Raw genomic sequence first — 14,850 nt, forward strand, 5'->3', positions numbered from 1 at the left:
ACAACGGTGACCGCGCCGGACGTCCTCAACGACGTCCGGCGCGGTCATCGGCATGTCCGGACGGACCCTAGGCGGGCGACTCCCCGGTGGGCTCCTTGGGCGCCCAGAACATCAGCAGGAACTCGACCGGCACGACGGCGTTCTCCTCGTCGTCGGGGCGGTTGAACTCTTCCATCAGCGCGGACAGGCGGGACCGGAACTCGGTCGCCCGCTCCGGCGACAGCCGGCGGTCCAGCGCCACGACCATCGGGCCGAGCGGATCCGGCTTCTCCGCGGCCTCGGGCTCCGGTTCGGGCTGGAAGCGACCGCTGATGATGTCCCGTACGAGCCGGTCGCGGAAGTCGTTCAGCGCGACGGCGAACGCGTCGGCCAGTTCGCCCGCGTTGCCCGGCGCGGCCAGCAGATCGCGACTCAGCCGCAGGGCGAACTGCGCCACCTGGTACTGGCTCTCCTGGATCCCGGAGACCATCCGGGTCTGCGTCACCTTGATCAGGCCCGCCGCCTCCAGCACCTTGATGTGCCGGTAGAGCCGGGTGGGCGGCTGGTCCAGAAGCTGGGCGATGTCCTTCACCCGGTGCGACCCGCGCACGTCGCTCATCATCGTGCGCAGGATCGCCAACCTCAGCGGGTCGGACAGGGCCTTCAGCGTCTCCACGTCGTCCACCTCCCGGACGACCGCCATCGCGTCGGCATCGTCATCCATTGACCCGTCAGCCATTGACCCATCTCCGTTTCCTCATAGCGAACCATTCACCTGCATGCTACCGTTCACGCATGAGTGAACGCTTACGTCAGCGTGATAGCGAAGCTCCTGCCACGCCCGTGCCCCTGCGCCGTAACCGGCGCTTCCAAATTCTGTGGATCGGGGCGGCCGCAGCCAACCTCGGCCTCGAAACCGTGGAGGTCGCCTATCCCCTGCTGATCATGTCCCTGACCGGATCGCCGGCGCTGGCCGGCCTGTTCGGCTTCGCGCAGATCGGCACCGCTCTCCTGGTCGGACTGCCGGCCGGCGCGGTGGTCGACCGGTGGGACCGGCGCCGCATCCTGTTGATCTCCGAGGCGGTCCGCGCACTCACTCTGGCGTTCATCGTCCTCATTCTGATGGCCGGCCGGGCGAACTTCGCCCTTCTGATCATGGCCGCGATCGTCCTGGGCGCCGGTACGGCGTTCGGCGCACCCGCCCGCATGCTGCTGATCCGGGCGGTCGTGCCGGACCATCAGCTGACCGCGGCGCTCAGTCAGGACGAGGCGCGCAGCGGAGCCGCCGCCCTGGCGGGGCCGCCCCTCGGCGGCGCGCTCTACCTGGTCTCGCGCACGTTCCCTTTCGTCGCGGCGATCGCCGGATTCGTGATCTCGTTCGTCTGCGCCCTGATGATTCGCGTGCCGAAGACGGCGAGCGAAACCGAACCGGTCAGCGACGAGCCGGTGACCAACGAGCCGAAGAGCGCGCTCAGTCCGCTGACCGACGTCTTCTCCGGACTGCGCGAACTGATCGGCGACCGACTGCTGCGGTCCGCGCTGCTCCTGGTCAGCATCTTCTACTTCAGCATCACCGCCGCGATCCTCATGGTGATGGTGACCCTGCGCGACCAGCACCACTCCGCGGGCACGATCGGTCTGGCCCTGTCCGGTACCGCCATCGGCATGCTCGTCGGCTCGGCGCTGGTGCCGCGGCTCAACAAGCGGCTCAGCCCCGGCGCACTGCTGCTCGCCGCGTCCACGCTCACCACGGTCGCGGTGGCCCTCCTGGCGCTCCCGCTGGGACCGGTCTGGGTCTTCGCCATGCTGACCCTGGCGGCGCTCGGGCTGCCGGCACTGAAGATCCTCGTCGACATCATGATCTTCCGGCAGACCCCGGACCACCGGCGAGGCCGTGCCATCGCCGCGACCATCACCCTCATCGGCGCCGGATCCCCGCTCGGTTCCCTGGCCGGCGGTCTGGCCCTGCAGTTCCTCGGCGTCACCGGCGCCATCGTGCTGATCGCGGGCGTCCAGGCCGTGATCACCGTGGCCGGGCTCGCGAACCGGCACGTCAGGTCCGCTCGCTGGCCCGCATGAGAACCCGCCTCCTCACGAAAGCGACCTCAGCCATGCTCAAGCAGCCCATCTTCATCGTCGGCCACCCCCGTTCCGGCACCAGCCTCGTCCGCAGCCTGATCGAACGCAGCGAGCACGTCTGGAGCATCGGCCGCGAAGGCAAGCCGATCTGGGAACGTGACAGCCTGCACCCCAGCCGGCGCGGCTGGCACTCCAACGCCCTGGACGCCTCCGACGCGACCCCCGAGGTGGCGGCCCAGTTGAACGCGGACCTGCTCGCCGCCGCGCGCAAGCCCGGTGCGGAGTGGTCGGTCGGCGACAAGCTCGACTTCCTCGACTTCATCAGCGCCCAGGGCCTCCAGCCGCACTACTACGACGTGCCGCTCAAGGCCCTCCAGGAGCGCTTCCCGGGCGACGTGCCGGTAGGCCCGCCCACCACGCGGGACGGCGGCGAACTCGACGAGATCACCCCGTTCTGCTTCCCGCCGCGCGGCCCGCGCCCCACCGAGGCCGACCTCGCCGACGGGATCCGGCTGGTGGAGAAGAGCATCCAGTCCTGCTTCCGGATCCCGTTCCTGCAGGCCCTCTACCCGGACGCCACGTACGTCTTCGTCGTCCGCGATCCCCGCACCAGCATCGGCTCCCTGATGGACGCCTGGCTCAACCCGCGGATGTTCTTCTCCTACCCGATGCCGGTGCCGCTGCGCATCAAGGGCTACTCGGACGTGTTCCCCTGGGGCAAGCAGTGGTGGAACCTGAGCCTGCCGCCCGGCTGGCAGGACTGGGTGGACCTGCCGCTGGCCGAGGTCTGCGCGCACAACTGGCTGGCCCACAACCGGGCCGTCCTGGACGCCGCCCAGGCCTTGGCCCCCACCGGCAACTCGGTACTCGTCCGCTACGAGGACGTCAAGGCCGACCCGGTCGCCACGATGGAGGCCGTGGCCGAGGCGGTGGACCTGCCGTTCGCCGACGCCTGGGGCCGCCGCGACCTCCCCGTCGTGATGACCCAGACCGTTCCCGACCCGGACAAGTGGCTCCGTCACGAGTCCGAGATCCGCCAGGTCCTGCCGCTCGTCCGCGACCTCGCCAAGGAGGCCGGCTATGACGACTGCTGAACCACCCGGCACTCGATCAGCCGTGGACGACCGTCCTACGATCCCGGTCATGAAAGCGATTCAGGTCAGCAAGGCCGGCGGGCCCGACGTGCTCGAACTCGTCGACCTGCCACGCCCCTCGCCGCGCGCGGGCGAGGCGCTGGTGCGGCTCACCGCCGCCGGGGTCAACTACGTCGACGTCTACATCCGGTCCGGCCTCTATCCGCAGGAACTGCCCTTCATACCCGGGCAGGAGGGCGCCGGCACCGTCGTCGAGATCGGGCCCGGGGTGCGCGAGGTCGCCGTCGGTGACGTCGTCGCCTGGGCGAACCTGCCCGGTTCCTATGCCGAGTACGCGCTGTTGAGCGCCGACCGCCTGGTGCCGGTGCCGGACGGACTGGCCCCCGAGGCGGCGGCGGCCACCCTGCTCCAGGGCATGACCGCGCACTACCTGTGCCACGACACCTATCCGGTCCAGGCCGGCGACACCGTCGTCGTGCACGCGGCCGCGGGCGGCGTCGGCACGCTGCTGACCCAGCTCGTACGGCTGCGCGGCGGCACGGTGATCGGCACCGCGTCGACCGAGGCCAAGGCGGAGGCCGCGCGTGCCGCCGGCGCCGTCGAGGTCGTCGACTACCGGCCGGGCGCGCTGCTGGAGGCGGTGCGGCGGCACAGCGGCGGGCGCGGCGCCGCCGTGGTGTACGACGGCATCGGCGGCCCGACGTTCGACGAGAGCCTCGCCTCGCTCCGCCCGCGCGGAGTCCTGGCGGTCTACGGGCAGTCCGGCGGCGCGGTGATGCCGTTCGACCTGCAGCGCCTCAACGCCGCCGGGTCCGTGTACGTCACTCGCCCCAACCTGACACACCACATCCAGGACCGGTCGGAGCTGCTCCGCCGCGGAACGGCCGTGCTCCAGCTCGTCCGTGACGGTCGTCTGCGGGTCCGGATCGGACAGCGGTTCGCCCTGCGCGACGCGGCGAACGCCCATGCGGCTCTCGAAGCCCGCACCACGATCGCCAAGACGGTGCTCACGTGTTCCGAGGAGTTCGGCTGAACCGGGCCGGAGATCCCGCCCGAGGAGTCCCGCCACGTCCGCTGCTCGCGCCGGTTCGTCCGGCACGAGCAGCGGACGCCACCAGGTCACCTCACGCGACGGCGGTTCCCTCGAGCTCGACCAGCTGGCCGGGGATCGCCAGCCGCGTCACTCCGAGCATCGTGGTGGTCGGCGCCACCCCGGCAGCGCCCAGCCGCGCCGCCAGCACGCCGTAGTGCCGGAACAGCAGGTCGACGTCGGTCGTGTAGACGTTGAGCCGGACAAGATCGGCGAGGGACATGCCGGCCTCGCCGAGCACGGCCTCCACGTTGTCGATGCTCAGCGCCAACTGCGCCGCCATGTCACCGTCGTGCTCGGGCTTGCCCTCGCCGCTCATCGCGGTCTGTCCCGAGATGTACAGGGTCCGGGTGTGCCCGGAGACGAGCTCCCCCTGGTTGAAGCCCATGTCCACCGACCACGTCACCGGGTTGACCGCAGTTCGTTCCATCGCCACGTCAGCTCCATTCGATTCATGCGGGAGTGCGGACGTCCATCGGCTCGGTGACCACCGGCTTCGACGTCGCATGAACGAGCCTCGCAGCAATACATGACACCCTTGGTCATGTATTCCGATAGCGTTCTCGGATGCGCGCCGACAGGTTGGTCTCGCTGGTATTGCTGCTGCGTCAGCGCGGTCAGTTGACGGCGGACACGCTCGCCCGCGAGCTGGAGGTGTCCACCCGTACCGTGCTGCGCGACATCGAGGCGCTGTCCGCGTCGGGCGTTCCGGTCTACGCCGAGCGCGGCCGACACGGCGGTTTCGCGTTGTCGCCCGGTTTCCGTACGGAGCTCACCGGTCTGAACCACGACGAGGCCCTGGCCCTGCTGACCGCCGGATCGGGGCGCGGCGAGCAGGTGTTCGGCCTCGGCTCGGCGCTCGCTTCGGCCATGCGGAAGGTGGTCGACGCGCTGCCGGAAGGCCATCGCGCCACCGCGAGCGACGCCGCCCAGCGCTTTCTCGTCGACCCGGAGACCGACCTGCTGTCGCGTCGGCTGGTCACCGAGGAGGTCCCCGGCACCACGATGGTCGAGGTCCGGCGCGCGGTGCTCGCCGGACACAAGCTGCGCATCCACTACGCGGCGACGGGCCGGCCACCGGAGTGGCGCACGGTGGACCCGATCGGGCTGGTCACCGTACGCGAGCGGGCGTACCTGCTGGCCACGCGATCAGGCGAGGACCGCACCTACCGGCTGTCCCGGGTGCTGGCCGCCGAGGAACTCCCCGAGACGGCGGAGCGGCCGAACCGGGTCGATCTGGACCGGATCTGGCGGGAGCGCTCCGCGCGGTTCCTGTCCGGCGGCGACCACATCGTCGTACGGGTACGGGTGAACCCGGCGCGGCGGGAGGAGCTGTTGGACGCCGCGCTCGCGGTCCGCGCGGAAGATCCCGACGCGGACGGCCGGCTGCGGCTGGACGTGACCTTCCAAGACATGCGACACGCCCTATGGGCGCTGTGGCAGCTCGGCGCGGACGCGGAGGCCCTGGCCCCGGAGTCGTTGCGCGTCTCGCTGCGCGACCGCGCCGCCGCGGTCGCCGCGCTCTACGGCGAGTCGCCGTAGGCCCTGTCCGCCGGACAGGCCCTAGCCGGCGTGGCCGTCGGGAGGCACGGGGCACGGGCGGAGGACCATGAGGGAGCCTTCCAAGGCCGCCACCATGGCGAAGGGGAACCGGTCGAGTTCGAGGCAGAGGGCGATGTCATCGGGATGTGCTCCTTGACGCACCCCCTCCGCCAGCTCGAAGGCGGCGCGTGAGTCGGCGGCGCGACGGAGGAACTCGCCGGCGTCCGTCTCCGCCTCGGTGACCCGCCGAGCGATGTACTGAGCACACGCCAGATCTTCCTCGGCCTTCCCGTCTTCGCCGGTGACCACGAAGGTGACACTGTCGCTCTTCCGTGCCCGCAGGAGCCGAGCCGTCGCCTCCGCCACCACGAAGCCGGCGCACAGGACCAGCGACGCGTCCTTCACCGCGAGGGCGCCGACGGTCCCTGCCGTGGTCTTCTGCACGACGGTCCGTCCGCCCAGGTCGACGGAGCGCAGCAGGCCCGGTGAGTTGACGGCACCGAACCCGGGCGCGGGCGGACCGTCCTTGAGTGCCACCCACTCCGGGTGACGAGCCTTGAGGGCCAGGGCCTCGTCCAGCGACTCGGCGAGAACGATCTTCTCGGCCCCCTGGGCGAAGGCCCAGGCGGCCACGGTGTAAGCGCGCATGACGTCGATCACGACCGCCACAGACGGGGCTTCGACCAGATCAGCGATACCGAGGAATCGAGCGTCCATGCCGATCATGATGGCAGGTGATCATACGGGCGGTCGTCGAACGCCCACCGAGGCGTCCCAGGCGCGAGGGCGGTTCAGTCCTTCCCATTCGGGGCGGAGGAGCGAGAGCACGGCGAGGTCGTAGCGGCGACCGCGGTGGAGACAGGCGGAGCGGCTGACGCCTTCGCGTACGAAGCCGGATTTGGCGAGGACGGCGAGAGCGGGGGCGTTCTCGGTGTGGGTCTCCGCGGTGAGGCGGTGCATCGGGAGTTCGCCGAACGCCAGGTCCACCAGAGCGTCGAGGGCGTCGGTACCGTGGCCGTTCCCACGATGCCGAGGATCGAGCATCAGCTCGACCTGCGCCGTGCCGTTGACGAGGTTCTGGCCGCTCAGCGCGATGTGGCCGACAGGCGTGCCGTCCGGGAGGAGGACGAGATAGTCGTCGCGATCGTCGTTGTCGCTGTCGCGCTCGATGCGCTCGCGCAGCGCAGTGAGAGAGCGCGGCCAGATCCCGAATTCGTGAGCGGTCACGGGGTCGGATCGCCAGCCGTGCAGGAGCTCCGCGTCGTCCATGTCGAGGGCCGCGAGACCGACAGTTTGGGCACGCCAGGCGAGTTCCCTGCCGGCCTTCGCGTCGTACTCGTCGCCTGCGATCCCGGTGTCTTCAGTCATGGGCGGATGCTAAGGGCACCTTCGCATCGAAACCATCGAAATTCCCACCACCCTCACCCTCGACAGCTATCCCTGTCGCGTACCCCACTTCGACAGGTAGACTTGTCGCATGAACGATGTGGCAGGGATCCCTACTCCCGACAAGAACGACGAGAACTTCTGGTCCACCGTCTTGACTCTGACGGAGCCCGCCTGGGAAGAGCCCACCCAGGACGACGCGTTCGCCATGGACGAGAGGGTTCATGACGCGGTGCGCGCGCTGGCCGAGCGGATCTCGACGCGCGCGCTGGCCTATCGCGCCGCGGACAAGCCCTTCGACCCCGCGCTCATGGCCTCGCCCGACGTCCAGTTGGCACTGCTGCGGGCCCTGTACGAGGCCAAGCAGTCCGTCGACCGACTGGCGGAGAGCGCCGCCACCGTCGCCGGCCGCAGCGGAGCGAACTACGCCCAGCTGGGTGCGGCCTGGGGCGGCATCAAGCGTCAGTCCGCCCGCCTCAAGTGGCCCCACGCGGTGGTGAAGAAGTCCGCCGGCGAGCCCATCCCGCTCCGCTACGCGGGCGGCTCCGCCGTGGTGCACCACGACCCGGACGCCGACGCCTGGTGGTACATCGCCACCGGCGCGGACGAGCGGACCCAGGAGTCCCAGGCCGTCCACGGCACCTACGCCGAGGCCATCGCCGGGGCGACCGAGTTCCTCCTGGCGCACGCGGGGCCGCCCGGCCGGTCGACGTCCGTGTGATCGAACCGGCGACTCCGCCGATCCGAGGTCAGCCGACCCCGGGCCCGCCGTTCGTCGGCGGGTACCCGGGCCGGGACGGAATCGGCGGGTGGGTGGCCGGCGGAGTCGGCAGGGTCGGCAGCGAGGGCAGGGCGGGCTCGTGCAGCCAGGACGCGAGCAGGCCGTCCACCGACTCCGGCGCGTAACGGGCCACGTGCGCGGTGAAGCCCGCGGTGGTCACCACGCCGTGGCGGTGCGCGGTGGCCCAGTCGCGCAGCATGCGGAAGAACGGGCCCTCGCCCAGCGCACAGCGGATCGCGTGCACCGCGAGCCCCCCGCGCTGGTACAGGCGGTCGTCGAACATCAGCTTGCGGCCGGGGTCGGCAAGGACCAGGTCCTGCGGCTGCGAGGCCAGCAACCGGTGTGCGGCGGCCGCCAGTTCCTGCGCGGTACGACCGCCGGAGCGCTCCGACCAGAGCCATTCGGCGTACTTCGCGAAGCCCTCGTTCAGCCAGATGTGCCGCCAGTCGCCGATGGTCACGCTGTTGCCGAACCACTGGTGAGCGAGCTCATGGGCGATGAGCCGCTCCGAACCCCGCACCCCGTCCACGTGGTTGGCGCCGAACAGCGAAAGACCCTGGGCCTCCACCGGCACGTCCAGCTCCTCGTCGGCGACGACGACCGCGTACTCGCCGAGAGGGTAGGGGCCGAACAGTTCCTCGAAGACCCGCATCATGGCGGGCTGCCGGGCGAAGTCCCGGGAGAACCTCGACAGCAGATGCGCCGGTACGTGGGCGGTCTGCGGAACTCCGCCGAGTCCGGGGTCGCCGAGCAGCACGGTCTGGTACATGCCGATGGACAGGCCGACCAGGTAGCTGGAGGTCGGGGCGGTCTGCTCGTACACCCAGGTGGTCGTGGACGCCTTGGTCGTCCGGGTCAGCAGCCGCCCGCCGGCGACCACCGTGTACGGGGACGGGGTGTTGACCGAGATGTGGTACGAGGCCTTGTCGGCGGGCCGGTCGTTGCACGGGTACCAGGAGGGCGCGCCGACCGGCTGGCTCGCTACGAGCGCACCGTCGGTGAGCTCCTCCCAGCCGAGGCCGCCCCAGGGGCTGCGTACCGGCTTGGGGTTGCCCGACCAGTGGATCTCCACGGTGAAGGCGGCGCCGGCGGTGAGGGGCTTGGCCGGCCGGATGCGCAGCTTGCCGCCCCGGTGGGTGTAGTGGGGCGCCCGGCCGTTCACCTGGACCCGGCCCACCTTGAACTCGGCCAGGTTGAGGGCGAACTCCGTGAGCGGGGCCCGGCCGACGATCGCGCTCAGCCGGGCCGTCCCGGCCAGCCGGTTGGGGCCGGGACGGTAGTCCAGGGCGATCTCGTACCGGTGTACGCGGTATCGGGGATCGCCGTTGGCCGGAAAGTACGGGTCCGACACCGTTGTCCGCTGGCCGCTCACTGCCGCTTCCGCTCCCTGCGCTGTGCTCGTACGCCGTGGCCCCTTCAGGACCGCCACGCCTCGATCGGATTGCCCAGCCAGCGGGTGTCGGCGGGGACGGATTCCCCGGCCATCACGAGAGAGGCGGGTCCCAGTGTGCTGCGGGCCCCGACCGTGCTTCCGGGCAGGACGATTCCGCCCGGGCCCAGGGTGGCGCCCTCGCGGAGGACCACAGTATCCGTCCTCAAGATCCGGTCGTGGAAGAGGTGCGTCTGCAGCACACAGCCTCGGTTCACGGTGACGGCGTCACCAAGGGTCACCAGGTCCGTCTCGGGCAGCCAGTAGCTCTCGCACCACACGCCCCGGCCGATCCGGGCCCCGAGACCACGCAGCCACAGGGAGAGAAGCGGGGTCCCCGGCACCGATCCGGCCAGCCAGGGCACGGCCAGTACCTCGACGAACGTGTCGGCCAGTTCGTTGCGCCACACGAAGCCGCTCCACAGCGGGTGCTCCGCTGTCCGGTGCCGGCCCACGAGGAGCCACTTCGCGGCGACGGAGACCACCGCGGCGGCCGCCCCGGCGGCGAGGAGGACCACTCCGGAGAGCAGTGCCGTCCCCATGATCCCGAGCCCGTCCGTCGTGGCCAGGGCGCACAGCGCGGCTACGGTCAGGACGGCGAGCGCGGCCGAGCAGAACACCGGGACGAGCCGGCACAGCTCCACCAGGCCCCGGGCCCACAGCAGGCGCGCGGGCGGATCGTAGGTGCGGCTCCGGTCCGCGGCGGCGGCGGACCGCGGCAGCTTGACCGGCGGCAGGCCCAGGTACGAGCTGCCCTTCTTGGCCTTCTTCGGGGTGGCGGACAACACGCCGACCAGCCCGTCGTCCGGCACGCTGCGGCCCGGCGCGGTCATGCCCGAGTTGCCGAGGAACGCCCGGCGGCCGATCTCGGAGTGCCCGATGCGGACCCAGCCGCCGCCCAGTTCGTACGGGGCGGTCAGGGTGTCGTCGGCGAGGAACGCGCCCTCGCCCACGGTCGTCAGGCTCGGCAGCGCGAGCACCGTGGACACCTCGGCGCCCCGGCCGATCCTCATGCCGAGCAGCCGGAGCCACACGGGGGTGATCAGCCCGGCGTACAGCGGGAAGAGGGTCTCCCGGGAGAGGTCCATCAGCTGCGTGACGGTCCAGGCCTGCCAGCCGACCCGGCTGTGCGTGGGGTGGGTCCCGGTCCGCAGCCCGAGGCTCAGGAGACGCACGGAGACGAGCAGAAGCAGCGCGTACGCGAGACCGAAGGCGAGCGCGCCCGGCACCACGGCCGTCAGCGCGCCGCGCAGGGCCTCGGCGAGCGTGGCGTCGGCGGGTACGAACAGGCTGACGACGAGCAGCGCCGGCAGGGCCGCGAGTACGGGCAGGGCCGTCAGGCAGAAGCCGGCCGCTCCGTACAGGGCGCGCCAGTGGACGGCGCGCGGCGGGCGCCCCTCGGGCCAGTTGCGCTTGGCCTTGCCGAGCTTGACGGCGGGTGCTCCGGCCCAGCGCTGGCCGGTCGGGATCTGTCCGGTCACGGCGGAACCGGGGGCCACCTCGGCGCGCTTGCCGACCCGTGCGCCGGGGAAGAGCATGCTGCGGGTGCCGACGACCGCGCCCGCGCCGACCTTGACCGGGCCGATCACGAGCCGGTCGCCGTCCAGCCAGTGCCCGGAGAGGTCCACCTCGGACTCCACGGCGCAGCCGCGTCCGAGCTTGAGCATGCCGGTCACGGGAGGCAGGGAGTGCAGGTCGACGTCGGGGCCGACCTTGGCGCCGAGGGCCCGTGCGTAGCGCTCCAGCCAGGACCCGGTGAGGGAGGTCGCGCCGACGTGTTCGGCCAGGCGTTCGGCCGTCCACAGCCGGAGGTGCACGCTTCCGCCGCGCGGGTGGCGTCCCGGCGTGACCCCGCGCAGCAGGAGGCGTGCGCCACCGGCCGCGAGGGCCAGCCGGCCCGGCGGGCTGTAGAGCAGGGCGGCGCCGGCGGCGACGAGCCACCACGAGGCGGTGGGCGCCCACGGGTAGGGCCCGAACATGTGCAGGACGTTGCCCAGGCCGAGGAGCGCCACCGTCCAGCGCAGGCCGACCAGGGTGAACAGCGGGAGCAGGAGGAGCGACTGCGTCACCTGGGTCCGGAGCGGGACGGGAGCGACGGTCCGGGCCGCGGTGTCGTCCTGTGCGGACCTTTCGAGGTGGCGGGCGAGCTTGCGCAGGGTGGGCCGCTGGTAGATGTCGACGACGGCCGCGCTCGGATAGCGGGCGCGCAGCCGGGTGGTGAGCTGGGCGGCGGCGAGGCTGTTGCCGCCGATCGCGAAGAAGTCGTCGGCGGCGCCGGTGACGGCGACGCCCAGGGTCGCGCTCCACTGTTCGGCGAGCCAGGCCTCGGTGCCGTAGAGCTGTTCGGCCGTGCCGGTGGATTCCAGTTCGGGCAGCGGCCAGGGGAGCGCGTCCCGGTCCACCTTGCCGGAGGTACGGGTGGGCAGGTCGTCGACCGGCGCGAGCAGCGGTACGAGGGCGGCGGGCAGTTCGGCGCGCAGCCGCTCGACCGCCGCCGCGTGGTCCCAGCCCTCCTGCGTGACGAGGTAGCCGACGAGGAGCTGGTTGCCGCTGCGCGCGGTGCGGACGGCGGCGGCGGCGCCGGCGACGCCGGGCAGGGCCTGGAGCGCGGCGTCCACTTCGCCCAGCTCGATGCGGCGGCCGCCGAGCTTGATCTGCTCGTCGCCGCGGCCGAGGAAGACGAGCCCTTCCGGTTCCGCACGGACGAGGTCGCCGCTGCGGTAGGCGCGCTGCCAGCCGAGGGACTCGAGCGGGGCGTACTTCTCGGCGTCCTTCGCGGGGTCGAGGTAGCGGGCCAGACCGACGCCGCCGATGACGAGCTGGCCGCTGCCACCCATGGGCACCGGCTCGCCGGACTCGTCGACGACGGCCAGTTCCCAGCCGTTCAGCGGGAGACCGATGCGGATCGGTTCCTCACCGGTCAGGAGCGAGGCGCAGGCGACGACGGTCGCCTCGGTGGGGCCGTACGTGTTCCAGACCTCGCGGCCCTCGGTGACCAGACGCTGGGTCAGTTCGGGCGGGCAGGCCTCGCCGCCGAAGATCAGCAGCCGGACCTCGCCGAGGTCGTCGGGCTCCCAGAGCGCGGCCAGGGTGGGCACGGTGGAGACCACGGTGATCTCCTGTTCCACCAGCCAGGGGCCGAGGTCGGCGCCGCTGCGCACCTGGGAGCGCGGGACCGGCACGAGGCAGGCGCCGTAGCGCCAGGCCAGCCACATCTCCTCGCAGGAGGCGTCGAACGCGACCGAGAGACCGGCCATGACCCGGTCGCCGGGTCCGATCGGTTCCTCGGCGAGGAAGAGCGCGGCCTCGGCGTCCACGAACGCGGCGGCGCTGCGGTGACCGACGGCGACGCCCTTGGGCACGCCGGTGGAGCCGGAGGTGAAGATGATCCACGCGTCGTGCTCGGGCCCGGGGCGGGCGGCGGGGGCGTGGCCGGGCTCCGGGGCCCGGGTGACCTCGACGGACTGTCCGGCGCCGAGCACCGCGCGCACGGCGGCCTCGCCGAAGACCAGCTCGGCCCGCTCGTCCGGGTCCTCGGCGTCGACCGGCACGTAGGCGGCCCCTGCGGCGAGTACGGCGAGGATGGCCACGTACAGCTCGTTGGTCCCGGAGGGCACGCGTACGCCGACCCGGTCGCCGAGCCCGACGCCGGCCGCGGCGAGGTCGCGACGCCGACGCTCGACCTCGGCGGCCAGCGCGCGGTAGGTCAATCGGGTGGTGCCGTCGTCGAGGGCGAGTTCGTCGGGGTGGGCCCGGACGGTCGCGTCGAGGATGTCGACGAGCGTACGGGGCGGGGCGGCGGGCCCGGCGGAGAACCGGGCGGCTTTGCCGGGCTCCTCGTACGTCTCCGCGTCGTCGAGCAGAGTGAGTTCACCGCGCTCAGGTGTGGCTGACATCGGCCCTCGCGTCTCGCTCCCGGAACGTCCGGGTCGCCGGAGGAGCCCGGGTCTGCCCGGGTTGTTCCGATCCAGCGCCAAACAGCCCGCCAGTCTAGTGCGCCGGCCGGGATTTCCTTGTCGCACCGCTTGCGCGTGGCTGAGGAGGGGCGGTAATGCGGCAGCCCGTCGCGGGCTCCGAGCGCGCCACCATCCGGGCCGGAGACGGCCCTTGACCTCACGTTCGGTTGAGGTTTTAGCGTGGCGCTTCCGCGCAGCGCCGCGGGTGGCCCCGGACGGACCGGGCCACGACGACCTGATCGAGGATGACGTCGATGACCACTGCCTCAGCACCGACCGATGCTCAGCCGCCCGTGCCCGTGACCGTGATCGGCTTAGGCGAGATGGGCTTCACGCTCGCGAGCGCCTTCCTGGCCGGCGGGCATCCGACCACGGTGTGGAACCGTACGCCGGAAAGGGCCGACGCCCTGGTCGCGAAGGGAGCTCGGCGGGCCGCGACCATCCACGAAGCCGTCGCGGCCGGTTCGCTCGTGGTCGTCAGCGTGAAGGGCAGCGCCACGGCCCGCGAGCTGCTGGAGGCGTCGGGTGACGCGCTGTCCGGCCGCGCCGTGGTCAACCTGACGGATGGGACGTCGGCGGAGGTCAGGGCCGTGGCCGACTGGGCCACCGGCCGAGGTGCGCAGTACCTCCACGGGCAGATCATGACGATCGCTCCGGGCATCGGAGGAGCGGACACCGTGATCTTCTACGGCGGTTCCGACGCCGTGTACGACCGCCATCGGACGACGCTCCGGCTCATCGGCGGCCGGGGAACCCTGGTCTCGGACGACGCGGGTGTACCGACCCTGTACGGAATGGCCGTGCACGGCACCATGTGGGGCACGCTCAACGGATTCCTGCACGCGGCCGCGCTGCTGTCCAGCGAGGGCGTCGAGGTGAAGCGCTTCCTGGACGACGCCCAGGCGTCCTTGGCCGCACTGTCGGCGTCCTTCCCGATGATCGCCGGCGAGGTCGACCGCGGCGCGTACGCGACGGAGTACGGAGCACTCCGACACCACCGGCCCTCCGTCGAGGACCTGGTCCGCGAGAGCGAGGCGCGGAACATCGACGCCGAGTTCCCCCGCTACACCCTCGGCCTCGTGAACGCGGCCGTCGAAGCGGGGCATGCCGACGACAGTTACGCGCGTCTGGTCGAGCACTTCAGGAACAGGAAGTAGCGCTCGCGGGACACCGCGGGCCAGGCCCCCCGCCCGCCCGGGACAACGGCCGGGCGGGGGGGCTCCACTGCCCGGAGGAAGGTCCGTTCCCTCCGGGTACGGATACGGGCCAATTGGAGGAACGCGCTCCGGCCGTCGCGGTGCCCGTCTCCGAAAATCGCGCAGGGCCCGGTCCGGACCGGGATCCGGAGGGGTTGCCCCGCGCCGCTGTCGCGGAAGCATCGCCCGGGTGTCACACGGTCGTCACACTGCCATCGTCGCCCCATCAAACTCGGGGACCTCAAGATGGCTTGAACACACGCGACGTGAACGCTCAGGCACGGACCGCCGTTGATCACGCCCCTCTCCCCTCACATA

12 protein-coding genes are annotated in these 14,850 nt (G+C 71.7%); 6 read left to right on the forward strand and 6 right to left on the reverse strand.

All coding sequences use genetic code 11. The features are described from left to right. Positions 1-67: 67 nt before the first annotated feature. The gene (locus tag ACIBG6_RS08140; RefSeq protein ID WP_399221742.1) at positions 68-703 is read right to left on the reverse strand and encodes a helix-turn-helix domain-containing protein; all 636 of its coding nucleotides are present in this window, start codon (positions 701-703) and stop codon (positions 68-70) included. On the opposite strand from ACIBG6_RS08140, the gene ACIBG6_RS08145 reads away from it, so the two are divergent. Genes ACIBG6_RS08145 through ACIBG6_RS08155 form a run of 3 tightly spaced genes read left to right on the forward strand, consistent with a single transcriptional unit; the run spans position 703 to position 4,185 of the window. Beyond that, positions 703-2,058 carry an MFS transporter gene (locus ACIBG6_RS08145; protein ID WP_399221743.1) on the forward strand — a complete coding sequence of 452 codons (1,356 nt, stop codon included), beginning with the start codon at positions 703-705 and terminating at the stop codon, positions 2,056-2,058. The two genes, ACIBG6_RS08140 and ACIBG6_RS08145, sit on opposite strands and share 1 nt — an antisense overlap. A gap of 32 nt (positions 2,059-2,090) precedes the next feature. Then, positions 2,091-3,152, forward strand: coding sequence for a sulfotransferase family protein (locus tag ACIBG6_RS08150; RefSeq protein WP_399221744.1), 1,062 nt, complete (start codon positions 2,091-2,093; stop codon positions 3,150-3,152). A gap of 49 nt (positions 3,153-3,201) precedes the next feature. Next, on the forward strand, positions 3,202-4,185 hold the full coding sequence (locus ACIBG6_RS08155) for a quinone oxidoreductase family protein (protein ID WP_399221745.1): 984 nt from the start codon (positions 3,202-3,204) through the stop codon (positions 4,183-4,185). Positions 4,186-4,276: 91 nt separating this feature from the next. Here ACIBG6_RS08155 and ACIBG6_RS08160 read toward each other — a convergent pair whose 3' ends face one another. Beyond that, on the reverse strand, positions 4,277-4,672 hold the full coding sequence (locus ACIBG6_RS08160) for a RidA family protein (RefSeq protein WP_329619499.1): 396 nt from the start codon (positions 4,670-4,672) through the stop codon (positions 4,277-4,279). Between the two features lie 137 nt (positions 4,673-4,809). On the opposite strand from ACIBG6_RS08160, the gene ACIBG6_RS08165 reads away from it, so the two are divergent. Continuing rightward, positions 4,810-5,784: a helix-turn-helix transcriptional regulator gene (locus tag ACIBG6_RS08165; protein ID WP_399221747.1), complete on the forward strand. Its 975-nt coding sequence runs from the start codon at positions 4,810-4,812 to the stop codon at positions 5,782-5,784. A 21-nt stretch (positions 5,785-5,805) separates the two neighbouring features. Here ACIBG6_RS08165 and ACIBG6_RS08170 read toward each other — a convergent pair whose 3' ends face one another. Together ACIBG6_RS08170 and ACIBG6_RS08175 are read right to left on the reverse strand one after the other, a co-directional pair. Further along, positions 5,806-6,501 (reverse strand): 2-phosphosulfolactate phosphatase, encoded by a 696-nt coding sequence (locus ACIBG6_RS08170; RefSeq protein WP_399221748.1) that lies wholly within the window; start codon positions 6,499-6,501, stop codon positions 5,806-5,808. A 21-nt stretch (positions 6,502-6,522) separates the two neighbouring features. Further along, positions 6,523-7,152 carry a GNAT family N-acetyltransferase gene (locus ACIBG6_RS08175; protein WP_399221749.1) on the reverse strand — a complete coding sequence of 210 codons (630 nt, stop codon included), beginning with the start codon at positions 7,150-7,152 and terminating at the stop codon, positions 6,523-6,525. A gap of 109 nt (positions 7,153-7,261) precedes the next feature. On the opposite strand from ACIBG6_RS08175, the gene ACIBG6_RS08180 reads away from it, so the two are divergent. Then, positions 7,262-7,891 (forward strand): hypothetical protein, encoded by a 630-nt coding sequence (locus tag ACIBG6_RS08180; protein WP_399221750.1) that lies wholly within the window; start codon positions 7,262-7,264, stop codon positions 7,889-7,891. Between the two features lie 28 nt (positions 7,892-7,919). On the opposite strand, the gene ACIBG6_RS08185 is transcribed toward ACIBG6_RS08180, so the two are convergent. Together ACIBG6_RS08185 and ACIBG6_RS08190 are read right to left on the reverse strand one after the other, a co-directional pair. Continuing rightward, positions 7,920-9,323 (reverse strand): M1 family metallopeptidase, encoded by a 1,404-nt coding sequence (locus ACIBG6_RS08185; RefSeq protein WP_399221751.1) that lies wholly within the window; start codon positions 9,321-9,323, stop codon positions 7,920-7,922. 44 nt (positions 9,324-9,367) lie between these two features. Continuing rightward, the gene (locus tag ACIBG6_RS08190; protein WP_399221752.1) at positions 9,368-13,276 is read right to left on the reverse strand and encodes a Pls/PosA family non-ribosomal peptide synthetase; all 3,909 of its coding nucleotides are present in this window, start codon (positions 13,274-13,276) and stop codon (positions 9,368-9,370) included. A 314-nt stretch (positions 13,277-13,590) separates the two neighbouring features. On the opposite strand from ACIBG6_RS08190, the gene ACIBG6_RS08195 reads away from it, so the two are divergent. Then, positions 13,591-14,493: an NAD(P)-dependent oxidoreductase gene (locus tag ACIBG6_RS08195; RefSeq protein ID WP_399221753.1), complete on the forward strand. Its 903-nt coding sequence runs from the start codon at positions 13,591-13,593 to the stop codon at positions 14,491-14,493. The last annotated feature ends 357 nt before the right edge of the window (positions 14,494-14,850 follow it).

This window comes from Streptomyces sp. NPDC050842 (genome assembly GCF_044456565.1).
In the GTDB taxonomy this organism is placed as follows: Bacteria; Actinomycetota; Actinomycetes; order Streptomycetales; family Streptomycetaceae; genus Streptomyces.